This is a genomic window from Labilibacter marinus (assembly GCF_001659685.2).
Classification (GTDB): domain Bacteria; phylum Bacteroidota; class Bacteroidia; order Bacteroidales; family Marinilabiliaceae; genus Saccharicrinis; species Saccharicrinis marinus.
This window is the reverse complement of sequence record NZ_LXYE02000044.1, coordinates 119,771-146,641: the sequence shown is the minus strand read 5'-3', so window position 1 is coordinate 146,641 and position 26,871 is coordinate 119,771. Positions and strand designations below refer to the sequence as shown.

Below are 26,871 nucleotides of genomic sequence, written 5' to 3'. Positions count from 1 at the left end.
AGCCGTTGGCATTCATTATACTAGCATAGCATGAAATACATACTAATAATTTTAGGAATAATTCTTCTCGTCATTTTTATAGGGTTTAAAATTGTGAATTATAAGTTTATTAAATCGCAAGAATTGGGTTATGAAAAATTGGCAGATATGGAATTTGAGGAATCTCCAAGAAGTTTTGCGGACAGTCTCAAGATTTCGGAAAATGAATTTTGGGAATTAATAGATGATTCAAAAAGGAAATATCCGCAAGACTTTGAAAAACAAATGGAGTTTTTGACTACAAGTCTTTCAGAATGTAGTAATGACCAAATAATTGGATTTGAAAGGGTGTTGCGTGAAAAAGTAATTAAGCTTTGGGATTATAATATTAAGTCTTTATACCAAATAATTGACGGTAAATATATGTCGACCGATATGTTTATTTATTTTAGGTTTTGGATTATTTCCAATGGCAATGAATTTTATAGAACTGCACTTATTGAAACAGATAATTTATCTAAACTATTACCTCAGGAAATCGATATTTGGGGAGAAGGATTGATGTATGTTGCAGATGATGCGTTCTTTAGGAAAAATGGAAAAGAATCAAAACTTAAATGCCCTCGTGATTTATCATTTGATGTGGACTATGATTTTGGTTCATATAAAATGACAGGAGACTATATTAACCCTAAAAATTTTAAAGAGAAGTTTCCAATGCTTACAGACAAATATTAATAACGAAATGCCAACAATCTGGAATAAAGCATAAGGGTCAGTGTTTATTTAGAAGTTTTGAGGGGCTAAGTTTAAGGTAATTTTCGTCCCGAAAATTTGGCTCTGTTGTGATTTGGGAATTCGGTTCGTTTTTCCTCCCTTACGCTTCATCCAGTTAACGTTAGGCTTTATTTAAATACAAACTGCAGATTAGAAAATTGCTTGCGAAACGATTAATAACATCTATCTTTGATACTATCAAATGATACTATCAAAATTGTAGTTTATGAAACCTCCATATAGTATAACTGGAAAAGTATTAAAACTAGTTGCTTCGATTTCAGAAAAGATTGGAGAGGTTAATTCTGCGCACTTGAGTAAGCCTCCAACTGAATTAAGAAAAAAGAATAGGATTAAAGCAATTCACTCATCGCTTGAAATTGAAGGTAATACACTGACAATTGAGCAAATAACCGCAATTGTTGAAAATAAACGAGTAATTGGTCCTAAAAAGGACATTTTAGAAGTGAAAAATGCAATTGCTGTTTACGACTATCTTGATAAATTAAACCCATATAGTTTTGACTCCTTCTGTGAAGCTCATGGGATTCTTATGAGTGGACTTATTGATTCAGCAGGTAGATTAAGGAGTAAATCGGTAGGAATAGTAAAAGGTTCTGAGGTAACTCATATAGCTCCGTCTAGTGATATGCTTAAACCCCTTATGAATGATTTATTTGCATATCTAAAAAATGATGATGATTTAGTTTTAATTAAAAGTTGTGTTTTTCATTATGAAATGGAGTTTATTCATCCATTCATTGATGGAAATGGAAGAATGGGACGGTTATGGCAGACTTTGATTTTAAAAGATGCTTATCCTGTATTTGAATTTCTACCAATAGAGACTTTAATAAAAGAACGACAAGAACAATATTATGAATCACTAGGAAAGTCGGATAATTCAGGAGAATCAACAGTGTTTATCGAATTTATGCTGGAGATTGTGCTAGAATCACTAGAGGAATTATTAAATATTCAGAATGTTAGTTTAACAAACATAGACCGATTAAGTCTATTTAAATCCATCGTAAAAGAAGACTTTTTTACACGCAAAGAGTATTTGAAAAATTTTAGAGAGATATCATCAGCTACAGCTAGTCGCGATTTGAAATATGCAGTTGAAAACGAGTTGATTGAGAAATTTGGTGATAAAAATACTACCAAGTATATATATAAATAAAAAACAAAGCCTAATGTATAAAAAACATAAGTGGCTCAGTGGTTTAGGGAATATTTGCACATTTAATCAGCTCCGCCAAATCTGCGATTTGACGGTTTTGTTTGCAACTTTAAATTTGTGTCTAATCGCAAATTTGGCTCAGTATAAATTGACAGGTAAATGCTTCGAAATCACTTACGTTTCTTATACTAGCCGTTGGTGTGAATTTGGCAATTGAATCAAGTAGTTTTAAAAAACATGCCAATGAAAATTGAAATAATAATATCGACTCTTCTATTTTTTTGTTTAATCTTCTCACAAAACATTTTTGCTCAGGACAGAGAATTAAAAGGAAAAGTAATTGATTTGAAAACAAACCACGCAATACCTTATGCAACGATTGTAATTCCTCAAAACAAAAAAGGAACAATTACGGATAGTTTGGGAAATTTTAAGTTGACAATTAATGAAAAAGACTTAAAATGTAAAATTCATTTTTCAGCATTGGGGTTTATCAATGACTCTTTACAGGTAAATGAAAATAAACTTGACGAAGAAGTGGTTTTAAGTCTTCAACCAAAAACATACTCAATTACAGAGGTTAAAGTAACATCTCAGAAGTATAAATTGTTAAAATACGGAATATTAAAACCCAATAGAAAAGGTTGGTGGAATTATGGTATGCCTGGATTACAAAGAGCAATTTATATTCCAAATAAAGAAAAAGAGAAGTGTTTCGTTTCTCATTTAAATGTATTTATTGACACGGTAGGTTATCCATCCGCTCCGTTAAGGGTTAGAATCTATTCGGTTAAAAAAGATTCTATTCAACCAGACGTAGATTTATTAAAAGAAAACGTAATTATTCAAAACTCAAGAGGAGGAGAATTTGCAACTGTAGACTTAAGCAGTCATCAAATTATTCTACCTGAGAACGGTTTATTTGTTGGAATAGAGTGGCTTAATGATGATGATAGCTATCATTATACAAAAATAATGAAACGTAAAAGTAAAAAAGGAAAAGACAACTCTTTTAAACTTAAAGCATATGGAGCGACTTTGGGAATAACATCAAAAAAGGACAAAACTATATATTGGAGAAAATTGGTTGGAGAAAAATGGAGACCAAATTCAACATCAAGTAATAAAATTCATCCAGTAATGTATTTAACTTTAGCCCAAGAAAAATGAAAACTCAGCACCTAATAAAATGTAATGTGGGTTTCAGTGGTTAATTCAACCGCAGTTCTTTGTTGCAACACCGCCAATTCGTCTTTGACGATTGACGGATAATTAGTAATATTGAATAAACGAATTGACTCCGTGCAAAATTGAAAGTTCATAACTCTCAATCCCACACTCCACTTACATAAGTCATGTTGTGCAACATTAGTAGAACTAAACAGGCAAAGATAAATAATTGCAGACGAAGACGGCATATTTTACCAATATTTAGTTGAAAATAAGAGAAGTAATAATGACGAATATAAAAATTGATAAAATAAAGAAAGAAGAATATCAGGAAGTTGTAGAGGTTTGGGAAGTCTCCGTTAGAGCAACTCATGATTTTTTAAAAGAGGAGGATATTGAATATTTCAAACCCTTGATTTTAAACACATACCTTGATGCAGTTGATTTGAGATGTGTCAGAAATGAAAAAGAAGAAATAGTAGGTTTTAGTGGCGTTGCTGATGGTAATCTTGAAATGCTATTCATACATCCAACAGTAAGAGGGAATGGTATAGGGAAAGTACTTTTAGAATATTCAATCAAAGAACAGAAAGTTACAAAAGTTGACGTGAATGAAGATAATAAACAGGCTGTTGGATTTTATGAGAAATTTGGATTTAGAACATATGAACGTTCAGAATTAGATTCATCAGGAAAACCTTATCCAATTTTACATATGAAGCTAGAGGAATAAGAAAATACGAAACGCTAACAAAAATATACGTAATGCCGGGAGATACGATAAATTTTAACCTTATACCATTTATTAAAATGTTTAACGCTTTGATAGGATGGAGCTTTGAAATCCCGCACTCCGCGTATGTAGGTCGTTGTGCTTAATTAATACATAGTAAACCAAATTATTAACCTAAAAAACAAATTCAATGAAATCATTTTTTTTAACATTAGCATTAATCAGTTTATCAATGTTAACGGCATTTAGTCAGAAACCCGTTTTGAAAATATCAGATAATGAAATAATTATTCCTTTTGGAAATTCTGTTGTAGTTGGCTCAACAATTGAGGGAAAGAATTTGAATAATCACAAATTTCTATACAATTCAAAAATTACAGGGGTATTAGACTATAATACTGCATTTAATAATGTAAACCTTGACAATTTATCGACCGAAGCAATTGTTTTTAAGTTTAGTGAAATTAGTTGTTGTGGAGCTGAAACAATATCATTAATTATAAAGAGTAATTTAGGATATGATTTTACCTTTAAGTACAAAACTATTGACAAAGACAATAAATTTAGTTCGGTAGGAACATCAAGTTCTAAAAATGTGACTTCTTTTACATCTGCAGCAGTTTCATTGACTTTTGAAGCGATAGTTTTGTTCGATTTTGAGTTAGTTAAGTAGCTAAGCGTAACAATCTGGAATACATCATGCGGAGTTCGTGATGTTTTAAAGATATCAGCTTGTATTGGTTTACGATATCGTTTGACTAATTATATATTTAAAGGGAGGCGAAAGTCTCCCTTTTTTTGTAATAGATTATTTTACTTATTTTCTTCTTAAGACTGTTAGTGTTGATTTAACGCAACCTTTTTATAATTGGAGCATCTTGATAATAAATCATTAAAACCCAAAGAATATGAAAAAGCTGTTGTTTGTTAGTATGATACTAATGGCATTATTATCCTGCCATAAAGAGGAAGAGCAAAGAATTGAACTAAGTGATGATTACTTCCCTCTTGCGATTGGAAACCAATGGACTTTTGAGGTAGAAGGAAAAAAAACAATTATTGATTTAACAGAAGTTGATGGAATTGAGTATTATAAGTTTGAGAATGATTATGGTACCTTTTCATATTACAGGAAGGAGGATGGACGAGTTTATATTAAGGAAGATAAAGAAGATAGTAAGGAGGAAATGTTATTTGATTTAGCACCTATTGAGAATAAAACATGGAAGTATGGAGTAGGTTATGTTACACTAATCAGTAGAAAAGAAGTAGTAGAGGTTGGCAATTCTAAGATAGATAGTTGTTTACTCTATAGTTTCCACAATATAGAATTAATTGATTATGGTATGTTTGTTTGGTTAGCACCAGGTATAGGTATTGTTCAAGTACAATATTGGGGAGAATCACCATATCTAGGACCATTACAACTGGAAAATGCGATTATTAATAAACAACATATTGATTTAAAATAAGTATTGTCGTTATATATTATATGTAAGCACTAAAGCAAGCTATCATCCATTGTAACTTTCCCTATACCTTTGCGGCGAAACTTTATAATGCTTTTTAAATATCTGCGTAAAGTACTGGTTCGATGAAAAACCACAATCGTAGGCAATTTCTGTTATTGATTTATCTTTTTCGGAGGTAATAAGTTTATGCGCTTTCTTTATTCGCAACTGGTTTAAATAATTTGTGGGTGTAGCATTGGTAATTTGCTGGCAGTATTTAGAAAACTGGGTGGTGCCAAGTCCGCAATATTCAGCCATATCGCTTAAGGTCCAATCCTCATGAACTAGTTCTTCAAGGTTGTCCAGAAATATCTCCACACTACGTTTGCTCTTGATAAGCGAATCATTTAACTCAGGTTTTTCAACAGTAAAAAGTTCAAGCAAGGATATCAATAACTCATTGATTAAAACCTTAATCTTAGAATCAATAAACTTGTTATTGCTTTTTATAAGGTGACCAATTTGAGCAAAACAATCCTTGATAGTGGAGCCTACTTTCCACACAGGCTGTTCATTGCGGCGAAGTATATCAGTCAGCTGATCCAAATCCTCTTTTCTTAAAATAATCCAATCGGGCCATTGCCATGTTTGGTGTGGCTGTCGAACACCCAGGTCGATTATAAGCCAATGTAGCTTACTTGGGCTTATGTTCGGATTGCCCAATTTATGCGGAATCCATGGGCGCGTTATAGTTAGCGTGTTGGGGTATAGTTGGTAGGTGTTAGTATTTAAGTTAAACTCCAAAGAACCAGACTCCAGCAGGCAGATTTCAATCCCTTCATTTCTATGATAATCCAGTCCCCAGTTTTGTATCGTTTTGGCATCCCAGTACCCAATGCTTTTTACCTGGCTAAGCTCTGCGTCTATTAAAGTTCGTCCCGGATATGTTCCTCTGGCAAGAGTAGTTAATTCTATCTCGTCATTTATCCAGGCTCTCTCTAAAGGAGTGCAAGAATCGGGGTTGTAAATTCCACCATCTAAAGCAATGTAGCTTATATCAGTTCTCATTAATAGTGTTTTATGACTATGAATATTTAACACTGTGAAATAATGAAATATAAATGAGAATGTAAAACCTATTTTTGAAATCGTGAATAATCTATGATTGAAATAAAGAGGAAAGGCCAATGCTATCGCACGAATCTTTCGTGTGATAATGACAAAAGCCACACGAAAGATTCGTGCGGCAGCGGCGGTATCTAGTTTATAGCAAGCTTCAAGTTAATTCACCGATTTCAGCAACGTAGCTTGGGACCCGCTTTTGTTTATTTTGAAAAGGCAGAAAGCTGTCTGACCGAAGGGAGTTCTTTCCGTCTCAAAATAAATGAAGTAGTGGGTAAGCGAGTGGTGCAATCGGCGGACTTCTTTATTTACTTTCTTCGACTGAAGGAAGAAAGTAAAAGCCCTTGCGGCTTGAGCAAAGTATGGTTATGGATTTAAAATAGAAAGTGTTTACAGTAAGATAAGTATCAATAACAGTACCCAATGCTATCGCACGAATCTTTCGTATGATAAAGATAAAAGCCACACGAAAAATTCGTGCGGCAGCGGGCGAGGCAGCTTTAGTGAGCTAATGGTACCGCCTTGCATTAAAATACGTTAAGAAAAAGAGTAATCGTAGCGAATAAAAGAAAAGCTGTTTGAGCAAAGCGAGTTCTTTTCTTTTCGCGAAGAGTAGTCGTTTTTAGCATTTTCATGCCAGCGGCGGGATTTTTGTTTCCTTTTTTTCCTGTAGAAAAAAGGAAAAGCCTTTGCGGCTTGAGCAAAATATGGTTATGGATTTAAAAGAGAAAGTGTTTACAGTAAGATAAGTATCAATAACAGTACCTAATGCTATCGTACGAATCTTTCGTATGATAAAGATAAAAGCCACACGAAAGATTCGTGCGGCAGCGGACGACAGGAGAGTTTCAGTACAGGAAGTTACAATTATATAGCGGCAGCAAGAAAAGTGTATAATTTTTAAGTCTTTGATAAGAAGGCTCAAAATACAAGGCTTGTGAAGCTAGAAAAAACGGAGTTTAACTTGTGTAAATGAGTATTTTTCTGGCAAGCATAACGTAGTAGTTTGAGTTTTCTTGCAAAGACTATATAACCCTTAAAACAGTTAATCATGTCAATAAAAGTAGGATGTTTTGCATTAATAAGTCCGTTTAGCACATTGGATGCACAATTGGATCAAATAAAAGAAATGGGTTTTAGCAGTGCCGATTTAACCGACAACTCTGATGGCGCTTGTTTAGGAGCAGAGTACGGATTTACGGCCTTGGCCAGTTTAGATGCCAACCCTTTTGATATAAAAAGAATGTTTGATAGCAAAGGTTTGGCATTATCAAGTGTTTGTGCACATGCCAACTTGTTGGATCCTACTTCCCCTTCCAGATATGGAACGGCTCAAATTATTAAAGCCGTAAAGTTAGCTGCAGCCATTGGTGTTAAACATGTAGTAACTTCTGAGGGCGATGCAAAAACACCGTTTGGACAATCACTGACCACATCAGAAGCTATTTTTTCTATTGCAGAAAAGCTGTACGAGCCATTGAAGTTTGCTGAAGATTATGGAGTGAAGATTCTGATGGAACCTCACGGACATATTTCAGATTCGGTAGATTTAATGGGCGAAGTAATGACCAAGTGTAACTCGGATGCCTTGGGAATCAACCTGGATACAGGAAACCTTTGGTTAGGAGGTGGAGAACCTTTGGAAATGATTGAGAAGTTAGGAGATAAAATTGAACATGTACATTGGAAAGACCTTCCGGAAGAGATGTTGGAAAAACGAGGTAAAGAGTTTGGTTGTGGTATGTCGTTAATTGCTTTGGGCGATGGAGTCATTGATATAAAAGCGATTTACGAAGCCTTGGTAAAAACAGGTTTTGATGGTTATACAACTCTGGAGATTGCAGGAGAAGAAGCAGTGCTGAAAAGTTTTGAGTATCTTAAAGCTTTAGGGGCGGAGTAGTTTGCAGTCAACAGTATTCAGTCAACAGTTGGCAATTAAAGTCCGTATAAGGACGGCTGATATTGTAGCCCTGTATTTTAATGCTGGGGCAGTAAGCGAAGCCAATATGCTATCGCACGAATCTTTCGTGTGATATTTATAAATGCCACACGAAAGATTCGTGCGGCAGCGGCAATAATATACTAGCCCAGGGTTTTAATTCTGGGAATAAAGATTTTGAATATTACCGATGCATCACCAACTTAATGATGTATATCAATAAACTTTGCATCGGAAATTATAGGAAGAAAGAAGACGGATTAAGGATGAAGATAAGTTTAATAATAAGGAGATGGTTATTTGTATTTCTTGTGCTACAAGTTTCGCTTTTGTGCCTGGCCACGAAAAAGATTAACGTACTTATTTTAAGTGGCAGCAATAACCACAACTGGCAGGAAACCACACCAGAAATAAAGTCCATACTAGAAGAGACAGACCTTTTTAATGTTTCGCTTACGGAAGAGCCCGAGAAGATGAATGCTGAGATGTTGAGCAATTACCAAGTGGTGTTGAGTAACTGGAATCTTTTTCCTAAAACAGATGGAAACTGGAGTGAAGAGACCCAAAAGGCAGTACTTGATTTTGTAAATAATGGAGGAGGTTTTGTTTTTGTTCATGCTGGTTCAAGCACAAACTACGACTGGCCAGAGTTTCAACAGATGGCAGGTGCTACCTGGGGTAAAGGAACCAGGCATGGCAAGCAGCATGACTTTGAGGTGGTGGTAGATAAGTTTGAGCATCCCATTACTAATGGAATGAGTAATTTCTGGACCAAAGATGAGTTGTGGATTAACATGCAAAACTTTAATACCTGCAAAGTAATTGGTGAAGCTTTAGCGCCCAAATGGAATAAAGGTCTAGATAAGATGGAGCCTGTTCTGTTCGAAAGTAAATATGGAAAAGGAAGAACTTTCTTTTTAGTGCTGGGGCACGATGTTAAAAGCATGCAAAATATAGGCTTTCGTACTTTGCTTCAGCGAGGTTCGGAATGGACTGCAACAGGAAAAGTTACACAGAAGATTCCACAGGAACTAAGCAAGGCTGGCAATGAAGCTAAGAAAAAGTTGAAGTGGAAAAAGGAAGAAACCTCGTTGACCTTATACAACAATAGGCAACTTGTTTGGCAGTATAACTTTAATAAAGCTGAGGGTAAACCTTACTTTCATCCTTTATCAACTGTAGGAGGAACTAATCTTACCTGGTTGCGACCAAAAGACCATCCGTGGCACAGAGCCGTATGGTTTTCATTTAAATACATCAATGGTGTTAATTATTGGGAAGAAGATCGCAAAACAGGAATATCCAAAGGAGCTACGGAGTTAAAGACTGTAAACTACGAGCTAAGCAAAAACAATGAAGCAAGTATAAAGTTGGAATTATCGTATCATCCTCCAGGAGAAAGCGAGGTTTTAAAGGAGCAACGCAGTGTGTTTGTATCTCCTCCGAATAAAGATGGAAGTTATTATATAGACTGGTCGTCGGAATTTGAAGCGGTGGCAGATGAGGTGGTGTTGGAAAGAACTCCTGTGCCAGGCGAAGAAAACGGGAAAAAGTTTGGAGGATACGCTGGGATTTCGGCACGATTAAACAAAAACTTATGGGATGCAAAGGTATTTAATGCTAAAGGAGTATCTGACAATTTGCATGGAACAGCATCAGAATACATGACTTTTCAAGCAAAGAACTTAAAGGGAGAAGATGTTTCAATGACCATTTTTGACCATCCGGATAATCCTCGATTCCCGAACAAATGGTATGTGGAGAATTCAACTAAACATCCCTTTTATTACTATAGTCCAGCCTTTATTTTTGACTCTAAATTAACACTGAAAAAAGGAGAGAAACTAACATTAAAGTATCGATTATTAGTGAGTCCGGAAGGATATAATCAAGAGAAGTTAACGGCAGTTTGGAAAAATTATAAATCAGCAAAAAAATGAAGAATCTATCAAGAAGAAGCTTTTTAAAGAAATCGGCAGTTGTTGCGGGTGGAGCAATGGTAGCACCTACCATTATTTCGTCGTGTGTAAAAGGAGCCAACGATAAAATATTAATTGGCCATATTGGTGTAGGTAATATGGGGTCCGTGGCCTTACGTAATTGGTTTATGCCCATACCAGATGCCTTAAATGTGGCAACCTGCGATCCGTTTAAGGATAGACGTGTAGGCAGAGCGCAATGGATTGACAGAACTTATAAAGAAAAAGAAATTGCAGCTCCTCAAGCAAAAGCTTACAGAGATTTTGAAGAATTACTGGAACGAAAAGATATAGATGCGGTTCAGATTCATACTCCAGACCATTGGCATGTGCCTATTGCCATTAAAGCGGCCAGAGCAGGTAAGCACATAATGGTAGCCAAGCCATTGGGTTTGAGTTACGAGAACTATAAAATCCTTGAAAAAGAGTGTAAAGACAATGATGTGAAGTTTCATTACGGAACGCAGCAACGTTCTATGGCGCATCTTAAATTAGCTAATCAGTTTATTAAAGAAGGTAGAATAGGTGAGATTCATAAGGTGGATGCCTGGTGTGCAGGTAGAGGAGGGAAATCTCCGGAATTTTTGGCAGCTCCAGTTCCTGAAGGTTTAGATTACGATTTATGGACTGGACCAGCTAAATTGTTACCTTATTGCGCAGATAGAGTTACGCCGCAAGGAGCTTGGTTTCAATATAATTATGCTTTAGGTTTTATTGCTGGTTGGGGTGCTCATCCTTTAGATCAGATGGTGTGGGCTATAAAAGATCAGGTTAAAGGAAGGTATACATGCGACGGCAAGGGTACAATATATGATGGAGGACTTTATGATACAGTAAAATCGTGGGATTTAAATATTGAATACGAATCTGGGTTAAAACTTCATTTTGTAAGTGCTGATGTGGCTGGTAAAAATGGAATGAAGAGTGAGCGTAAGGTTGAAGATGGTAATGGAACTACTTTTCATGGAAGTAAAGGATGGGTTTCGATAGGTAGAAACTCAGCAGAATCGAATATTCCAGAACTTCAGAAAGCTTTTGATCAGTTTAGTGAAAATGGTAAAACTGCCAGAATCAAACAAAGTGGATCCAGTATAGGTCAGGACTTTGTAGATGTAATCAGGGGTAAAATGCCAGAAACGTGTCCCTTAGATGAGGCTATTATGTCGGATACCATTAGTCATATGGGTAATATTGCTATCCGTACAGAAAGCAAAATAACTTGGAATCCGCAAACAGGCATTGTTTCGGGTGCTTCAAATGCCAATGAAATGTTTAATAGAGATATGCGCAGTCCGTATACAGTTTAAGACTAAAAGTTTAACAGATCTACAAATTCAGTGCAGTATTCAAGCGAGTTTGTATCTTAAATTATTAAAAGTCATGTAAATCAAACTCTCCTTCTTTTCAAAGAGGAGTACCACGAAGAATGAGTGGGAGGTGGTTTTTAACTGCTAAATGCAATTACCCTGAGTATTGAAACCGCAAAGGAACTCTTTTCATTGCGGTTTCTATTTTTAGTAACTTTTACTCTTGCTCAATGGTTCTAACCAGACGTACATAATTATCAAAACGTACTACATCGCCTTGAGGCCCGTGACCAGCACTATAGTCTTTGCCATTATCCGTTTTGGGGTCGCTGCGTTGAGCACCTGCTCCGTGCACATCAATTGGTGTAGCAGTGCCTTCAGGAAAGAAACCCAGTGCCTCACCAAAGCAAATATATACCGCCGAGGCAGCCGATTGTAGGTTTAAATGAGTGGTGCTGCTCCAAAAGAAAGGATAATTATCTAATCCGCCTTCTACAGTAATCTTTGAGATATTAAATACGGGGTCAATAGCAGCGCTATTAGTTGCTTGTGGCGAACGGGTGTAATCTACTATACTATGTAATTCTTTTGCATTAGGCACCCGCCAGTCGTTGTATCCCAAATGATTTTCTGCATTCATTTTATTTGCCCAAGCTAAGGCTTCTGCCCATTCCATACCCAAAGCACTATCGTTTTTATCCCACATTAAACCCGTTGCTTTATCGCTTATGGTATTGTTGTTATTATCTACAAACTCATTCTTACCATAGTTAGTGTTTCCTCTAACTAACTTCACCGAGTAGTCTTTTTCTACTCCGCGAGACATATATGGGTAACCTTTAATACGTCCATCGGCTACGTTCAGGCCAAATAAACTTTCGCTATTGTTCATGGTATATCCTGTGTATTTCGAACTGCTATAGTATTGTACATCAATAGAGCGATCGCCATTGGCAAAGTAATCAAAATTGAAATAATTGTTATCGATAAAAGGGATAGCACTGGCTGGAGGGGCTGATTCCATATCGGCTCCACTTACATCAGTTCCGTTAAACTGCATTAGAGAATATAGCTCCTTTATGCTAGGGATGCGCCAATCGTTATGCGTGCCTTTATTTTTCTCTGCCAGATAGGCCAGAGCCTCTGTGTGTCCCATGCGTTGATAGGTCTTTTCCCATATTAAACCAGTTACATTATCGGTCACCGTACCATCCGAATTACTAGTGTAGGATGGCGTGTTAGCTACAAACTGAGCATCCTGACCGTAAAAATCATCGCCTGCCTGAGGACTAGCAATTGCGCTGGTATTATTGTAGAATGTAGTTTGTTTTGTATCAACAATGGGGTAATTCATGCTTAAAACAATTTCCTTATCATTGGGTGTATTGTCTTTCGCTGAATCATCCACTTCGGGAGTATCATCTTTATCGCAAGAAATGATACCAATAGCAATAATGAGTAATGTTATATATGGCTTTATCATAACGGTATGTTTTTAATGGTTTAAAATCTTGTCTGCTTGTTGCAATAATTTCTGTTTTGCATCTTTATCCGCCTCGCTTGTGCTGTTAAATAAGTCAGATAGCTCATAAGGGTCATCCAATAAATTGTATAATTCATCCTCTTTATCGTTATTGCTAATTAGCTTATAGGCACCATCACTAATGGCATAGCGGTAATCGTCCCCGTGGTCTACTTCCGAAATATTATAGTCTCTAAGGCCTATTGTTTCTTCGCTCAAAAGCTTTTTAAAACTGTAACTATCCTGATATGTAGTGATGCCCGTACCTGCTATATCCGCTATGGTAGCAAACATATCAGCGGAGCTTATGAGGTTTCCATCACGTGTGTTTTTTCTTTCAACGCCCTGACCCGAGATAATTAGAGGCACATTAATACCTCCTTGGTAAAGCGAACCTTTAGCCCTTCTTCCGCGAAATGGCAGTTGCAATACGTTTTTATCTGTTCCGTTGTCACCCATAAAAATAATGAGTGTATTATCTCTGGTTTCTTGATTCATGGATTCTAGTAGGCGACCAATTTGGTAGTCTACACTTTCCATCATGGCCAGAAACATCGACATATCATCATTTTCGGCCATATTCTGATTGTGCATTTCTGTTGGTGGATAATGAAACGGCGTATGTGGTGCAGCGTAGGCCAGCCAGCAGAACCATGGTTTCGTTTGATCTTTAATCCAATCGATAGATAGATCGGTAATTTTTGAGGTGTTATATTCCGTACATGGTTCAGAAACACCATTTATCACCAAATCCCAACTGTTATAATCCACTAATCCTCCTTGCATAAATCCTGCAAAGTAACCCACGCCATATCGTTTGGAGCAGAAAACTGGTTTAGCTTGGAGAGGTGCCATTTGCCAATAACAGCGTGCGAATAGGCAGAATCAGTATTTAAGTCTAAATATCGTTGAATGCTGGTTTCCGACTCTGAAATATGAGAATTATCTACACTAAGAATGCCCGTGCGACTGCCATATTTACCCGTTAATACCGAAGCTCGGGTAGGCGAACAAACCGGATAAGCCCAAGCCTTGTCGAATGTGATACCTGTAGAAGCTAAGGACTCCAGATGTGGCATACTCGGTTTTCTATCTCCCTCCGTATAACCCGGACAGGCGTCTATTCCCATATCATCAGCAATAATAAATAGGATGTTTGGCAACTCTGTTGGGTTCTCTTCATCCTTTAGCGCATCATCGATACTCGTTTCTTTTTTGCACCCAGTAAATGTCAATAGTATGGTAAAGAGTAGAATAAAAAATTTCATATGCTTTATTTAGTATTGTTTATAGTCTGTACGTATTCTATGTGTTTGAGTTATAAAGTTCAAATGCTAGGCTTGTGAAGTCATCATTTAGGACAAGCATCATGCAGTTGTTGACTCTATAGACAAATATTATTCAGTAATTTTTCTAACTGCTCTACAATGATTAAACACCATCACTAAATCTCCTTGTGGCCCTCTATATTTGGGATAGTCAGAAGCTAAGCCTGTTTTGGGATCGCTCCGCTGCGAACCCGCTCCATGCACATCGAGTAATTGGCCTCGCATTTTCCCCAACGATTTTCCAAAAGCTATGTAAGTGGCATTGGAGTATGGCCGAGGACCATCAAGATGCGAAGTGCTAGCCCAAAAACAAGGATAATGATCTGTATTACCTTCGGGGGCGTTTATCTTGGTCACCAAAAAGATTGGGTTTATAGCTGGAGAGTTCATAGTAGAAGGGCTTCTTTGATAATCTACAATGCTTTGTAGCTCTTTAATGTTGGGCAGATGCCAATCGTCATATCCAGCTAGCTCCAGTTTCTCACAATATTTCATGGCATTATGCCAATCGCGGGCTTTTCCATCATCTGCTTTTTGCCACATTAAACCTGTTGCATAGTCGCTGATGGTTCCGTCACCATTATCAACCAGTTGATTTTTTCCATAAGCTGTATTGCCTCTTACCATTCTAAAATACATCTTATTTTCTTGCTTAGCTCTTCGGTTAAATGCAGGGTAGCCTTTGATTCTGCCATCCACAAAGTTTACTCCAAAAATGGTTTCGTCGTTGCGCATGGTTTTTCCTGTGTATTTTGTCGACGACCAAGTTTGTGCATCAATAGGTCTTTCTCCTGCCTCTGTATTTCCAAGTGGTTGATTAAAATATTGCGTATCAATAAAAAGAGATTCAACTTTCATGGCCTTTAGTTTTCCTGTAAACAGGATTAAAGAATACAACTCCTTTATATTTGGAACGCGCCAATCATCGTATCCTCCAAGTCTAGATGTTTCAGCTTTTTTCACAGCTTCGGCATAGGTCATTTTTTCGCCCATATCCTTTTCCCACATTAATCCTGTTATGTTATCACTTATGGTTCCATCTTCATTGTCGGTATATGAGGGTTTGTTTGTCACGCGCCCTGCATCCTGCCAATACAATACATCTTTAGTGTTGGGTGTATCGATGATTGAATTTGTTCCGTAAAATTCCGATACCCCAGTATGTACGATGGGATAGTTGAGCACGTTTTGAGCTTGTATGTTAAGGGCCATCAGAAATAGGCTTAGGATGCTTAGTTTGGTGTAATTGTTATTCATTTTCATCTGTCTCTATTTTCGTTATACATCACGCTTAATACAACGTTTAATGTGGCTGAATTAAACTTTTCAAGGTGCAATGTTGATGTTTGTTTTTTAAGAACCAATTACTTTCAACGGAATGCCTTTTTTTATCTACAGAATTAATTGAAGGTGCGAAATGGCAAAATAATGCCATGGTTTGATACCTGAAAAGAGGAAAGGTTTAAACCGTAATATGCATTCATGATGCAGCTCTTTGAATAGAAATACTCACTCAACGTATCGAAATCCCCATTTTCAACACATTTTTTGAAAAAAATAAGATGCTCAGGCAACTCTTTTGTGTTTACTTGCATTCTTAAAGTAAACACCGAGCATCAATATCTATTGTGAAGAAACTTTTAAAGGACTTAAAAAAGAAAAATCATAGGGCGCAGCACAAGTTGTTCCAATCGTATGGCGATTACCTGTATCGTATTTGCTATCGATATATGGGCAATAGGGACGATGCGCATGAGGTTCTTTCGCAAAGTTTTGTCAATATCTTTAATAAAATTGGTGATACTGATATTGAAGAGGAGATAGTGTTGAAGGCCTGGATGAAAAAGGTAGCCGTTAACCAATCCTTAATGGAGCTGCGCAAAAGAAAGATTTTTTATGCAGAGTTAAATGTGATTGAAGATATTGTGGAGGCTCCGCTTACAAGCGATGAAAATTTATTGGAAGAGGATTTGGTTCAAATGATACTTGAACTACCCGATGGTTACCGAACGGTTTTTAGTTTATATGTGATTGAGGGATACAAGCACGAGGAGATTGCCGAAAAGTTAGCTATTACCGTGAGCACATCTAAATCGCAATTGCGTAAGGCTCGATTGCAATTAAAACAAATGATTGAAAAAATTGAAGGATATGAAGAAGCACGTTGAAGATCAAATAAAAAATGCCGTTGATTCGTGGGATCAAAAAACATCGGATGTTGGTTTTGATAAAAATTTGGTGTGGGATTCTATTCAAAGCAAGAGTTCAAAACCGAGCTACCATATTCATTGGTTTAAGATAGCAGCAGCTGTGGTGTTGCTTTTGATGACTTGGGGATGGGGGAATACCTACTTTTCGAGCCGTGCATTAAAACAAGAAAACATTGTTATGGTGGGTAATATTCAAACACTGGGTAACGAAATAAAAACTTTACAACAAGCTAAGCAGCGTAAGATAATAAACGAGCCAGCCCAAACCGATACCATTATTCAGCTGGTTAACAAACCTGTTGAATCAAGCGAATTGTTAAATAGATACGAAGAAGCAAAAAATAAAAACAATGCTTTAGAAGAAACGATTGCCATTTTAAATCAGCAATTAGAAATGAGAGATGCGCAATATAAAGTACTGACCGATAGTTTTTATGTGCTCAATCAGGACTTAGAATATTATAAAAGTCACAACTCATACGACTTGGCTTTGGCAGACAAAAACGTAAAACTAGAAATAAACGAAGCGGCTTTATCGGCCATTTCAACCAAGAATACAGTCGAAAAAAACACACCTACAGAACCTAAAAATAAACTTAAACTAGTATTATTTAATAAATCGAAATCCTCAGAAAGCAAGGCGCCTGCAGCAAAGGGTATTCGTTTATAAAACAAAAAATATCATGCAAAACAAAATACATAAAGTACTTATATTATTGGCCTTTGTTTGCCTATCGCAAGCCATGTATGCCAACATAAAAAATGATGTAGTAAAAATTACTTTACCCAATAAAACAGCCATTGAAATTGCTGGGGAGGATATTAATAAGTATAAGATAGACACTGCTTTTATATCGGAGAGCATTGAGCGCTTTTTTAAGTTCTGTGAAACATCCAATATTGAAGAACTGATGGAGCAAGGTCCTCAGATAATATCAATTGTAATTCCTGATGAAGAGGTTTTAAGATACAATAACAATTTAGGCAGTGATGTTTATTACGAGCTAAGTATTAAGCCTAGGGAGTACCCAAACCAAGTATTGTCGTCGAAAGATTTTGATAAGACTTTATATTACTTGCAAAAGCATTTGTTGGAGTTTAATAGCCTGAGATATACGTATAGAATTAAGTTTGATAATACTGAGAAACTGAAAGAGTTTAGTAATAAAGATTTGATTAAGGCTGTTGATGCTATAATGCAGGATAATTTCAACGAAAAAAGTAGGTACATACAGAATCTACATTACAAAGTAGGTGATGATTATTCTTACGAGAAAATTTTTCAGAATGATAAAAAGGCCAACGATCATATAGAATTATCGGGTCATTTAGGCTTAGAGAGTGTTAAAAATACTTGGGGAGCTAGTTTAGAAACATCAATAGCGTTTGCATTCACTAGGAAAGGAATGATAAGGAATTCCTTTAATTTCCATTACGAATGGAAATACGATTTCTCTAATCCAGAAAAAAGATATATTAATCAGTTTGCGTCATTAGGATATAGTAGAGATTTTTCTGATGATCCAGATAAACCAAAAATGTATTCTTTTAAGTTGGGATACCTAACATTTAAGCAAGGTGACCTTTTTAATGACAATACCTTTAAGTTAAGCGTAAGCAGATCATTGGGTAAAAGTATTTATATGGAGCCGCAATTGTATTTCAATGATTTCTTCCAAAATGCTATACCATCTATAAAAATAGGCATTGGTTTTTAATCGATGTAAGATTATTTGCTAACAAATCTATTTCACGCAAAGTACACAAAGTAAAAAATACGCAAAGAGCGCAAAGAGTTAGAAAAACAACATTCTATATATTGCGGCCTTTGCGTTTGTACTTCTTTGCGGTCTTTGCGTTTTTAATGTGTGTATAACCCTTAGCGCTCTCTGCGTGAAATCATGTATGTATAATTCTTTGCGCTCTTCGCGTGAAACCAATCTTTACCCCAAATCCAATTTCTTAACCTTAGGTTTCCGTCCGTAAAAGAAATCATCTAACCATAAAGCCACTCTACGGAATAACCACGATTTATTGATTCCCCATCTCACCATATTATGCAAAAGGTTGTTTGGGTGAGAATAGGGACAAACGCTCATACATCTTCCACAATCCGTTCCCGAAACACACCAGTATCCAAAGCATTTTTCCTGATTTATTTGCCAGCGTTGCACGCCGTTTATATTCCGTTTAGCCTCCTTTGGTATAGCTTGGCTAGGACATACATCCGCACATTTTTTGCAAATACCGCAAAAATCATCAACCGAAGTATCTATTTTTCTTTCAGTTGGTATTAAAGGTATGTCGGTAGTAACTACAGCAATTCGTACCCTTGGACCTAAGCCAGTGGTCATCAGTAAACCCATTCTGCCTATTTCGCCAAGCCCTGCATCACGTGCCACTAACGGACAAACCACCTCGTAATTACCATCAATGTGAGCTCTGGCCGAATACCCCATGTTTGCAATAAAATAGGCCAATTGTAAAGCAATGGTTCCTGAGTTAAGATATTGCTGAGCCGACTCCATTAAGGTAGGTGCCGAAGGTCCTGTAGCTAAATAATCCTTATTCATTTCCACGGTAATAGCTATGCCATACTGCTGCGTGTTTTTAACGGCTTTACCATAAACATTACCACGCCCGCGGGTTGAATAAAAGTGTTGTTTCTGCAGTTTACAAAAAACAACATCCACAGCGCCTAACTTTTTTGCCCATTTCGTGATAAAGGCACTGGCTTCTTCGGGCGAAATATTCTTTTTGTTGTCAGCTACTGGAGGAACAACTTTATTGCGCAAAGCGCATATTACTTCAAAACTAGCATCAGCTGCAGCAAAAGCTTTGGCTTCGTACATGGCGGAAGAGGGATTCATCAAACCTGGTTTTTTCTGCCATTGCTCATCAAGCTTTAGATGTTGGGGATTTTCTGCATAATATTGTTGGCTTCTATTGGGATAACGGGTTAGCTCCAGGCGTGAAAACATAGTATCGCGCTCGTCAATTTGAAAATCGCTCGTTTCGTTTGTGGGCTTTATTTTTTTTAAAGGGATAAAGAATAATACTACTGCGATTATGCATAGAGCAAGCAGAATGAGTAAAATATTAGCGCCTATGTTTATGGGCAAAAAGCTAGCTGCCAAAAATGGAAGAGGTGTTGTAATAGCTAGTGCAAAGCTTATTTGCGTTGCTCTTTTTTCTTTTTCGAGCATACTTACTATGCCAAACCAAATAAAAAAAATGGCTTTAAGTGCGGCAAGTGTGTAGAATATAAATGGAATCATATCGTTGGGGAATTATTCTCCAAACTTAATTAATTATTTGAAAAGGCTTGGCTGGTATAGTATTTGTAAAATTATGTTTGATTTTTTTTCATTCACTAAACCTTTGATATATGTATAAATCTACACTTTTATTACTGGCCTTATTTTTATCAACAACTTATATAAATGCACAGGATCAATTGGGGCATTTTAGAATAGAAAATAGAGAAATTATTTGGCAAAAAGTCTTTCATACCGACCATAGCTTCTCCGAATTGCAATATGCTATAAGCACTTCCTTATTATTTGAAGATATTGTAGTCGCAGATAGTTTAATCACAGGAAAAATAGAGCATTTTTATTTAGAAGATGGCAAGAAGAGGTCCTGGTTGGAAGTAAATTATATTGACAATAAGTATGTAGATATGTATGTGTCGATAGAATACAGGGCTCAGCGCTATAGGGTAACTGTTAAACGTATATTGGAGCATAGTGTTTATGTAGACTCATGTAATTATACTCTAGTTAAAAAAAGAATAGAGGAGAATGCGATTAGAGGAACAAAGGAGGTATTCACAAACGATTTTTCTTTTGGAAAGGTAAATGTTATGGAGTTATGCTTTACAAATAAGTTCGACTTTAATAAAAGCTCATTGAAAGATGAATGGTAAAGTTGATTGTTGCAGCATATCCTCCTCATAACAATCAACAATGTGTTGTGATGTATCTACAGTAATTCGATAGGTGTAATCTTAATATAATTTACGGGAAATTTAATAAGCCTTTACTATCAGGCATATATGTCAATGTTGAGTTGGTTGTTTAATTCTTGGCACATCTTTTATATATACTAAGGCAACATGGTTATACTAGTTAACCAGACTTTATTAATTAACCTTTAAAAAATAAAAAGATGAAAAGTATTTTGTTAATGGCATTAGTTATTTGCCTTGGAACAACAGCATTAGTGGCAAACTCAACAACAGAAATGGTGCAAGCTAAAGTAGAATTAACTGAGGATTTAACTTTTGCAGAAATTGCTATAGCAAAGATTCCAAAGGTTGTTTCAGAAGCATTTTTTAAAGAGCATGAAGGTGCGGCTATTGCAAGTGCGCACAAAGCAACAACATCTGCAGGTGTTGTAGTATTTAAAATTAGCGTTAAAGATGCTGAAGGAATATCTGAGTACTTATATAAAGGAGATGGAACCGTTTATAAAAAATAAGCTGTTTTTATCTAGGGGTAAAAGGTGTATCTATACGGTACACCTTTTTTATGCCATTAAGTGCTTGATTCGTTATGTTTTAAAGCCAAGCAAATAACTAATGTTAAACCTAACCAACCATTAACTTGAAATCTGAATCCTCAGTTTCTTCCCTTTAATTCTTTCGTTTTTTAGTTCATCAATCAGTTGTTTCACCTTGTTTCTTTGCACAGCCACAAAAGCGGAATGGTCTAATACATCAATCAAGCCTAATTCATCTTTTTTCAGTTTTCCCTTTTTCAGGAATAACCCTACGATATCAATTTTATTGATTTTATCTTTCTTGCCATGATCCACATAAATGGTTTGCCATTCAGGAGCTTCTGGTAAAACGGTATTGTCAAGCAACTCCTCAAACTCAAAGCTTTCTTTAATATATTCGGGCGTTTCTTCTTGTTCTGCAAAAATTAAATAGGCCTCTCCTGTTGCTTTCATTCTGGCGGTTCGTCCGTTTCTATGAATAAAGGCTTCTTTCTCTTTCGGGAAATGATAATGAATCACATATTTAATATCAGGAATATCCAGACCTCTTGATGCCAAGTCAGTGGTTAATAACAAATGGTGACTACCGTTTCTAAATTTAATTAAGGCTTTTTCTCTGTCTTCTTGCTTTAATCCTCCATGAAAGACATCGTGTGCTAGGTCCATCTCATTTAAATGATTGCTGATTCTGTCAGCAGCTTCGCGATGATTCACAAAAACCACCATGGGTTCGTTGCCCAGCTGACAAACTAACTTGAAAAAGGCCTCCAGTTTATCTTTCTCTTCGGCACGTACTGCTTTTAAAGTAAGGTTTTCTTGTACTTGCTCTTTGGGTAAAAAGTTAAGAGTTACAGGCTCTCTCATTCTCACAAACTCAGGAATTTCATCCATGCTAGTTGCAGAGGTTAAGATGCGTTGTTTAATACTTCTCGTTTCCGAGATAATATCTTGCATTTCGTTATGAAACCCTAGTTCAAGCGCTTTGTCAAACTCATCTAAAACCAGGTATTTAATATGATTAGTTGATATATGTCCACGTCGCACATGGTCAGCAATTCTGCCAGGTGTACCAACAATAATTTCAGGTGGATGTTTTAAACTATTTCGCTCCGTTTGTATCATATGTCCACCATAGCAGCATAAAGTTTTTAAGCCAGAACCTAAGCTTTTAATGACTTGCTCTATCTGAAGCGCTAACTCTCGTGCTGGGGCTAAAATAAGTACTTGCGTTTTTTCTGAGTTAGCATCAATTTTATCTAACAGAGGAAGTAAAAACGCTAATGTTTTTCCAGAGCCTGTAGGAGAGAGTAATACCAGATTTTTGTTCTGCTCAATGTTAGCAATAGCTTCATTTTGCATTTCATTAAGCTGCTTAATTCCTAGTTTGCTTAAATATTCTGTTCTTTTTTTATGCATGCGGCAAAGATACATTCAGTAAAACAAAATGTGGGCGTTAATTTAGTTTTTTGTGATGAAGCAATAATATAATCGTGTTTTTTCCCAAGACTACACTCGTGAGTACATTTACACCCTGTATTTAACATCATTAGATACAGTTTAAGCTGCTCAATCGTATATATTTGTTTCCAAATCTAGATAAATGAAAAAAAATATCACCTTTCTCGCAGTAGTCCTTGTTTTAATGTCTTTTACGGCAAGCAATAAAAATGCCCTCATAGATATTGTAACCAAACTTAAAACTAGTGAGGCCCATAAGGGTTCTGAAAAGTTGTACCTTCATTTAGATAGACCTTTATATTTCGCTGGCGAAACAATCTGGTTTCAGTCATACTTGGTTAATGCTGCATCGCATTTACCTATTACTTACGAAAGAATACTATACGTAGAGTTGATCAATTCTGCAGGAGTTACTTCTTCTAAGCAAATGTTTAAGTTAGAGAATGGAAAGTGTAATGGTAATATAATATTGGATGATGAACTAGCTTCGGGAAAGTATTTGTTGGTGGCTAATACCAATTGGATGCGAAATCAGGGAGCTGAGTTTTTCTTTAAGCAAGAAATAAAAATAATCAACGAAGAAGAACAGTCTGTAATAGCACCGACTTCAGATGAAGAGAAAGATACAGTGGTTGCGGATAAAGTTGATGCGAACCATAAAGAAGTTACTCAGGCGCAATTACAATTATCTTTTATGCCCGAAGGAGGAGAGTTAATCGCAGGTCTTAATACTCGCGTAGCCTTTGTTGGGGTAAACCAGGCAGGTAAAGCCATGAATTTTTCTGGGGTTTTAGTAGATGGCGAAGGTCAGTTTCAATCCGTTGTACGTCCTTTGTACGATGGCAAGGGTTTCTTTATTTTTTCTCCCAAGCATGGTAAGCAATACAAAGTTTTGGTTGAAGGTAATCAAGGTAAACAACTTGAGTTTTTGTTGCCTGAGGTAAAAAGTAAAGGATATGCTTTGGCTGTAGAAAATAGGTTTAAGACGGATTCTCTGGGTATATTTATTCATAGTGCCGATGTTGAATTGGGTAGTGAGATCGTTTTAATAGCTCAGCAAGATGGGGTGATAAAAGAAGTTATTCAGGCTAGGTTAAGTAAGGATGTAGTTCGGTTTAAGTTGGATAAGGCATTGTTTAACACGGGAGTTGTGCAATTTACCCTATTTAATAAACAAATGGTGCCCTTGTGCGAGAGGCTTGTATTTATAAACAACAACGACCAGCTAAATATTAAGGTTGATGGGTTTCCAAGAGATGCTGCGGGTAGAGATAAATTAGCTTTAGATGTTGAAGTGACTGACAAAAAAGGAAATCCTGTGGTTGGTGAATTCTCGGTTGCTGTAACCGATGCAAATATGATTGATGAGAGTAACTATTCAAGTGCCAACTTGGTTAATCATATGTTGTTGAGTGCTAATCTGCCAGGGAAAATTAATAACCCAGCGTTTTACTTGCAGAAAACCCCAACAGGTCATACGGCCATGGATTTATTAATGCTGACCAATGGTTGGCGAAGGTTTAAGTGGCAAGAGGTTTTAGCGGACTCTTTAGTTAAACCCAAGTATGCTTTAGAGCAAGGTATTTTTGTTGAGGGAAAGCTGAAACGAAAAGGAAGTGGAAAAAATGCACCTAAAGGGATAGAAGTTACCATGATGTTAAGGGGGCAATCCATGGATGTTTATTCGGCTGAAACGGCTGAAGATGGTGCGTTTCAGTTTGCTGTTCGCGATTTTACCGACACTGTAGATGTGCTGGTGCAAACCCGTAATCGCCTAAATAATAAGGCCGACTTTTCTATTGATTTAGAATCTAACCTAAGGTTTGAAGCGGCTGATTATAATGCGCGTAAGCTACTGGTAGTAGGCGATGAGGTTCCAACAACCTTTTATCAAAGTGAGGAATTAAAAGAGGGAGAGGTAAAGGCGGTTAGAGGAGCTATGCGAGAGCAATATAAGAGGTTAGCCGAAAAGGGATTTTTTCAGGATACCACCGATATTTTAATGGATGATATTGAAATAAAGGCAGAGAAAAAGAAAACTGCGCAAGAAAAAATGGCCGTGGAGTATGGGGCACCGAGTTATGTATTAGGGCAGCGGCAAATAGAAGATTTAGTTAAAGAAAAACCATGGAATGACGGCTTGGTAAGTATTTTATATGATGCTATTCCTGGCCTAAGGGTGTTTTCAACTCAGGTTATCGATAATGAGGGCTTTGGTTCGCGATCAGAATCTGGTGCAGCCACCGATGTATTGGATTCGTTACAATTGGAGGATGAAGAATTTTCAAGTATTGGAAATGATAGAACGGTTGAGTTTACCATGACATCTCATACGCAACGACGTTTTTATATTTTTGTAGATAGTGAATTGATTGGAATGACTGATTCTAGAGGTGTGCTGGAGGTAATGAATACAACCTACTCATTTGATGACTTTATAACCATGGATCCATTGGCGATTAAGTCGATAGAGTTAATTATGAATCCTAAAGAATCTCCTTTATTTGATATTTATATAGATAACATGCAGGACTTTGAATTGGGAGGTTCCGCTGAGGCCATTTTCTCCATCTACACCAAAAATGGGACGGGAATATTCTCCCGCAGCTACAATAAAGGGATGACTAATTTCAGATTGTATGGTTTTGAAAGAGTAAGAGAGTTTTATTCGCCAAAATATGATGGTACCGATGATGATAAATTCATTACAGACGAAAGAGCTACTTTGTTGTGGGAGCCTGTTTTACAAACCGACTCTATGGGGAAAGCCAAACTTGAATTTTATAATACTGATGTTGGTAGTAAATGGAGAGTTGATATAGCAGGGTTTTCAAATTCAGGAATTCCTGGGGCGACTATAATTGTTGAAGGACAAGATAAGTTGAAGCAGTCTTTAGTGAATGAAAGTGGAGGAAATAAATATGAGGAATTCACTGAAGCAAGTTCCACTATATCAAATCAAAATTTATTTCAAGGACAAATATTGCTGAAGGAGAAAGCACTGAATGCCTATGCTAATATTCGTATAAAAGGAAAAGCTTGGTCAACGGTTTCTAATTCAAAAGGTAAATATCTTATAGATAAAGATGTAGTGGTGAATACAGATACCATTGTAGTTAGTGTCCCTACTATAGGATATTCAGAAATTATTTATGCAGAATTGGTAAGGAGAAATGGAGTGCTTAGTATAGAGTCGGATATGCTAACTAAGGAAGAAAGTGTTGATGCAGATAAGGTTGTACAGCAAATGATACGTAAAAGACGATCAACAACCATGAGTAAATCCCATTATATACAAGGTGCTTATCGAGAAGCTATTGGAAAAGGAAATGATTTATATGGTTTGATGGATTTTTCGTTTGTGCAAAATAAGGAAGGATATGGCACTTCGCTTAGTCCACATCGTACTATGCCAATAAGCGGTAGATATTATAGAACGGAAGATTATTTGATGCAAATAAAATATAAGCCCTTAAATACTTTACAAGATTTAGTGCCTGTGTTAGATCCGTGGCATAAAGGTCTTTCGTTTTTAAATTATGAATATCGAAAGCAATATGATTTTACGTTTGTAGCAGTAAAAATGTATCAAGGCAGAGAAGTTTATCACATATCATTCGACCAGAAGTCTGATGTGAATAAAGCTTTCTATCAAGGAAGTATGTTAATTGACAAGGAGACTTTAGGTCTGGCATATTTAAAATGGAAACTCAGTGCTAAAGGTAAGAAGTATGAAATACCACAAATGTATTTGATGCCTGCCGAAAAAATGAACGATTTCAAGTCGATTAATGAGAATAATGAAGCCGCTTATATTTTTGAAAACGGACTATGGAAATTAAAAATGGCTGTTCAGCAGGTTGAATTTAATATTAATAATAGCAAGTTTTCTTTTAATAGAGAGATGGTAGTCACAGAAAATATGACGAAAAAGCCAGATGATTTTAAATTTATTCTACCTGAAAAAATGAAAAAACGTAGAATGTTGATTAAAGATGTAAGTTACAGACCTGAGTTTTGGAGGAAAGCATGGTGTATTCCTAGCGAAAATTATATCGATAAACAGATAAAACATCTTCACGAAGTGGTATTTTATAATTAATTACTAAGTAATTTAATTCGTAGTTTTTAGTGTAATGTCTATGTAATGAGATCTATATGGAGATGTTGCTGAGTGGGTGGATTGTTTCTAGTGATTTATTATTAAATT

General features: G+C 36.3%; 22 protein-coding genes. 15 read left to right on the top strand and 7 right to left on the bottom strand.

The features are described 5' to 3' along the window. The first annotated feature begins 93 nt into the window (after nt 1–93). From A8L32_RS18235 to A8L32_RS18210, 6 genes are all read left to right on the top strand, one after another. A complete protein-coding gene (locus A8L32_RS18235; protein ID WP_075591130.1) occupies nt 94–717 on the top strand; it encodes a DUF4240 domain-containing protein in 624 nt (207 codons plus the stop codon). A 265-nt stretch (nt 718–982) separates the two neighbouring features. Then, nucleotides 983–1,939 carry a Fic family protein gene (locus A8L32_RS18230; RefSeq protein WP_066632455.1) on the top strand — a complete coding sequence of 319 codons (957 nt, stop codon included), beginning with the start codon at nt 983–985 and terminating at the stop codon, nt 1,937–1,939. A gap of 243 nt (nt 1,940–2,182) precedes the next feature. After that, nucleotides 2,183–3,109 (top strand): carboxypeptidase-like regulatory domain-containing protein, encoded by a 927-nt coding sequence (locus tag A8L32_RS18225; RefSeq protein ID WP_075591129.1) that lies wholly within the window; start codon nt 2,183–2,185, stop codon nt 3,107–3,109. A gap of 286 nt (nt 3,110–3,395) precedes the next feature. Further along, on the top strand, nt 3,396–3,842 hold the full coding sequence (locus A8L32_RS18220; protein ID WP_198931812.1) for an acetyltransferase: 447 nt from the start codon (nt 3,396–3,398) through the stop codon (nt 3,840–3,842). A 190-nt stretch (nt 3,843–4,032) separates the two neighbouring features. Next, nucleotides 4,033–4,515, top strand: a complete 483-nt coding sequence (locus A8L32_RS18215) for a hypothetical protein (protein ID WP_066632448.1) — start codon at nt 4,033–4,035, stop codon at nt 4,513–4,515. Between the two features lie 235 nt (nt 4,516–4,750). Continuing rightward, nucleotides 4,751–5,314: a hypothetical protein gene (locus tag A8L32_RS18210; protein ID WP_075591128.1), complete on the top strand. Its 564-nt coding sequence runs from the start codon at nt 4,751–4,753 to the stop codon at nt 5,312–5,314. A gap of 42 nt (nt 5,315–5,356) precedes the next feature. Here A8L32_RS18210 and A8L32_RS18205 read toward each other — a convergent pair whose 3' ends face one another. Then, nucleotides 5,357–6,361, bottom strand: coding sequence for an AraC family transcriptional regulator (locus A8L32_RS18205; protein ID WP_066632444.1), 1,005 nt, complete (start codon nt 6,359–6,361; stop codon nt 5,357–5,359). Between the two features lie 1,105 nt (nt 6,362–7,466). On the opposite strand from A8L32_RS18205, the gene A8L32_RS18200 reads away from it, so the two are divergent. The 3 genes from A8L32_RS18200 (at nt 7,467) to A8L32_RS18190 (ending at nt 11,640) form a co-directional block, all read left to right on the top strand. After that, the gene (locus A8L32_RS18200; protein WP_198931811.1) at nt 7,467–8,315 is read left to right on the top strand and encodes a sugar phosphate isomerase/epimerase family protein; all 849 of its coding nucleotides are present in this window, start codon (nt 7,467–7,469) and stop codon (nt 8,313–8,315) included. A 305-nt stretch (nt 8,316–8,620) separates the two neighbouring features. Further along, a complete protein-coding gene (locus A8L32_RS18195) occupies nt 8,621–10,294 on the top strand; it encodes a DUF6807 family protein (RefSeq protein ID WP_075591127.1) in 1,674 nt (557 codons plus the stop codon). After that, on the top strand, nt 10,291–11,640 hold the full coding sequence (locus tag A8L32_RS18190; RefSeq protein WP_066632440.1) for a Gfo/Idh/MocA family oxidoreductase: 1,350 nt from the start codon (nt 10,291–10,293) through the stop codon (nt 11,638–11,640). The genes A8L32_RS18195 and A8L32_RS18190 overlap by 4 nt, the downstream gene beginning before the upstream one ends. A gap of 217 nt (nt 11,641–11,857) precedes the next feature. Here the strand turns inward: A8L32_RS18190 and A8L32_RS18185 are convergent, their stop codons facing one another. The 4 genes from A8L32_RS18185 to A8L32_RS18175 all read right to left on the bottom strand — a co-directional run bounded on the left by A8L32_RS18185 (nt 11,858) and on the right by A8L32_RS18175 (nt 15,753). Next, entirely contained in the window at nt 11,858–13,123 is a 1,266-nt protein-coding gene (locus A8L32_RS18185; RefSeq protein WP_198931810.1) for an Lcl C-terminal domain-containing protein, read from the bottom strand. Between the two features lie 12 nt (nt 13,124–13,135). Next, complete coding sequence (locus tag A8L32_RS18180; RefSeq protein ID WP_394333282.1) at nt 13,136–13,969, bottom strand: sulfatase-like hydrolase/transferase; 834 nt, start codon at nt 13,967–13,969, stop codon at nt 13,136–13,138. Then, nucleotides 13,933–14,430, bottom strand: a complete 498-nt coding sequence (locus A8L32_RS23865) for a sulfatase-like hydrolase/transferase (RefSeq protein ID WP_143525161.1) — start codon at nt 14,428–14,430, stop codon at nt 13,933–13,935. Before A8L32_RS23865 ends, A8L32_RS18180 begins: the two co-directional genes overlap by 37 nt. 129 nt (nt 14,431–14,559) lie before the next feature. Continuing rightward, the gene (locus A8L32_RS18175) at nt 14,560–15,753 is read right to left on the bottom strand and encodes an Lcl C-terminal domain-containing protein (protein WP_198931809.1); all 1,194 of its coding nucleotides are present in this window, start codon (nt 15,751–15,753) and stop codon (nt 14,560–14,562) included. 365 nt (nt 15,754–16,118) lie between these two features. On the opposite strand from A8L32_RS18175, the gene A8L32_RS18170 reads away from it, so the two are divergent. Genes A8L32_RS18170 through A8L32_RS18160 form a run of 3 tightly spaced genes read left to right on the top strand, consistent with a single transcriptional unit; the run spans nt 16,119 to nt 18,418 of the window. Continuing rightward, nucleotides 16,119–16,658, top strand: coding sequence for an RNA polymerase sigma factor (locus A8L32_RS18170; protein ID WP_158027263.1), 540 nt, complete (start codon nt 16,119–16,121; stop codon nt 16,656–16,658). Continuing rightward, the gene (locus A8L32_RS18165; protein ID WP_066632437.1) at nt 16,642–17,370 is read left to right on the top strand and encodes a hypothetical protein; all 729 of its coding nucleotides are present in this window, start codon (nt 16,642–16,644) and stop codon (nt 17,368–17,370) included. The genes A8L32_RS18170 and A8L32_RS18165 overlap by 17 nt, the downstream gene beginning before the upstream one ends. Before the next feature lie 13 nt (nt 17,371–17,383). Next, nucleotides 17,384–18,418 (top strand): hypothetical protein, encoded by a 1,035-nt coding sequence (locus A8L32_RS18160; RefSeq protein WP_066632435.1) that lies wholly within the window; start codon nt 17,384–17,386, stop codon nt 18,416–18,418. Nucleotides 18,419–18,643: 225 nt separating this feature from the next. Here A8L32_RS18160 and A8L32_RS18155 read toward each other — a convergent pair whose 3' ends face one another. Beyond that, on the bottom strand, nt 18,644–19,978 hold the full coding sequence (locus tag A8L32_RS18155) for a 4Fe-4S dicluster domain-containing protein (protein ID WP_066632432.1): 1,335 nt from the start codon (nt 19,976–19,978) through the stop codon (nt 18,644–18,646). 110 nt (nt 19,979–20,088) lie between these two features. Here A8L32_RS18155 and A8L32_RS18150 point away from each other — a divergent pair, with 110 nt between their 5' ends. Both A8L32_RS18150 and A8L32_RS18145 read left to right on the top strand, forming a co-directional pair. After that, nucleotides 20,089–20,628 carry a hypothetical protein gene (locus A8L32_RS18150; protein ID WP_066632431.1) on the top strand — a complete coding sequence of 180 codons (540 nt, stop codon included), beginning with the start codon at nt 20,089–20,091 and terminating at the stop codon, nt 20,626–20,628. A gap of 242 nt (nt 20,629–20,870) precedes the next feature. Then, the gene (locus A8L32_RS18145; RefSeq protein WP_066632430.1) at nt 20,871–21,182 is read left to right on the top strand and encodes a hypothetical protein; all 312 of its coding nucleotides are present in this window, start codon (nt 20,871–20,873) and stop codon (nt 21,180–21,182) included. 120 nt (nt 21,183–21,302) lie between these two features. Here the strand turns inward: A8L32_RS18145 and A8L32_RS18140 are convergent, their stop codons facing one another. Continuing rightward, nucleotides 21,303–22,619 (bottom strand): DEAD/DEAH box helicase, encoded by a 1,317-nt coding sequence (locus A8L32_RS18140; protein WP_066632429.1) that lies wholly within the window; start codon nt 22,617–22,619, stop codon nt 21,303–21,305. A gap of 184 nt (nt 22,620–22,803) precedes the next feature. On the opposite strand from A8L32_RS18140, the gene A8L32_RS18135 reads away from it, so the two are divergent. Then, nucleotides 22,804–26,763, top strand: a complete 3,960-nt coding sequence (locus tag A8L32_RS18135; RefSeq protein WP_143525160.1) for a peptidase associated/transthyretin-like domain-containing protein — start codon at nt 22,804–22,806, stop codon at nt 26,761–26,763. The last annotated feature ends 108 nt before the right edge of the window (nt 26,764–26,871 follow it).

What these genes read in the sequence shown, in the direction of transcription:
- A8L32_RS18230 (WP_066632455.1), top strand. Translation starts at nt 983, where the DNA reads ATGAAACCTCCATATAGTATAACTGGAAAAGTATTAAAACTAGTTGCT.
- A8L32_RS18225 (WP_075591129.1), top strand. Translation starts at nt 2,183, where the DNA reads ATGAAAATTGAAATAATAATATCGACTCTTCTATTTTTTTGTTTAATC.
- A8L32_RS18220 (WP_198931812.1), top strand. Translation starts at nt 3,396, where the DNA reads ATGACGAATATAAAAATTGATAAAATAAAGAAAGAAGAATATCAGGAA.
- A8L32_RS18215 (WP_066632448.1), top strand. Translation starts at nt 4,033, where the DNA reads ATGAAATCATTTTTTTTAACATTAGCATTAATCAGTTTATCAATGTTA.
- A8L32_RS18210 (WP_075591128.1), top strand. Translation starts at nt 4,751, where the DNA reads ATGAAAAAGCTGTTGTTTGTTAGTATGATACTAATGGCATTATTATCC.
- A8L32_RS18205 (WP_066632444.1), bottom strand. Translation starts at nt 6,361, where the DNA reads ATGAGAACTGATATAAGCTACATTGCTTTAGATGGTGGAATTTACAAC.
- A8L32_RS18200 (WP_198931811.1), top strand. Translation starts at nt 7,467, where the DNA reads ATGTCAATAAAAGTAGGATGTTTTGCATTAATAAGTCCGTTTAGCACA.
- A8L32_RS18195 (WP_075591127.1), top strand. Translation starts at nt 8,621, where the DNA reads ATGAAGATAAGTTTAATAATAAGGAGATGGTTATTTGTATTTCTTGTG.
- A8L32_RS18190 (WP_066632440.1), top strand. Translation starts at nt 10,291, where the DNA reads ATGAAGAATCTATCAAGAAGAAGCTTTTTAAAGAAATCGGCAGTTGTT.
- A8L32_RS18185 (WP_198931810.1), bottom strand. Translation starts at nt 13,123, where the DNA reads ATGATAAAGCCATATATAACATTACTCATTATTGCTATTGGTATCATT.
- A8L32_RS23865 (WP_143525161.1), bottom strand. Translation starts at nt 14,430, where the DNA reads ATGAAATTTTTTATTCTACTCTTTACCATACTATTGACATTTACTGGG.
- A8L32_RS18175 (WP_198931809.1), bottom strand. Translation starts at nt 15,753, where the DNA reads ATGAAAATGAATAACAATTACACCAAACTAAGCATCCTAAGCCTATTT.
- A8L32_RS18165 (WP_066632437.1), top strand. Translation starts at nt 16,642, where the DNA reads ATGAAGAAGCACGTTGAAGATCAAATAAAAAATGCCGTTGATTCGTGG.
- A8L32_RS18160 (WP_066632435.1), top strand. Translation starts at nt 17,384, where the DNA reads ATGCAAAACAAAATACATAAAGTACTTATATTATTGGCCTTTGTTTGC.
- A8L32_RS18155 (WP_066632432.1), bottom strand. Translation starts at nt 19,978, where the DNA reads ATGATTCCATTTATATTCTACACACTTGCCGCACTTAAAGCCATTTTT.
- A8L32_RS18150 (WP_066632431.1), top strand. Translation starts at nt 20,089, where the DNA reads ATGTATAAATCTACACTTTTATTACTGGCCTTATTTTTATCAACAACT.
- A8L32_RS18145 (WP_066632430.1), top strand. Translation starts at nt 20,871, where the DNA reads ATGAAAAGTATTTTGTTAATGGCATTAGTTATTTGCCTTGGAACAACA.
- A8L32_RS18140 (WP_066632429.1), bottom strand. Translation starts at nt 22,619, where the DNA reads ATGCATAAAAAAAGAACAGAATATTTAAGCAAACTAGGAATTAAGCAG.
- A8L32_RS18135 (WP_143525160.1), top strand. Translation starts at nt 22,804, where the DNA reads ATGAAAAAAAATATCACCTTTCTCGCAGTAGTCCTTGTTTTAATGTCT.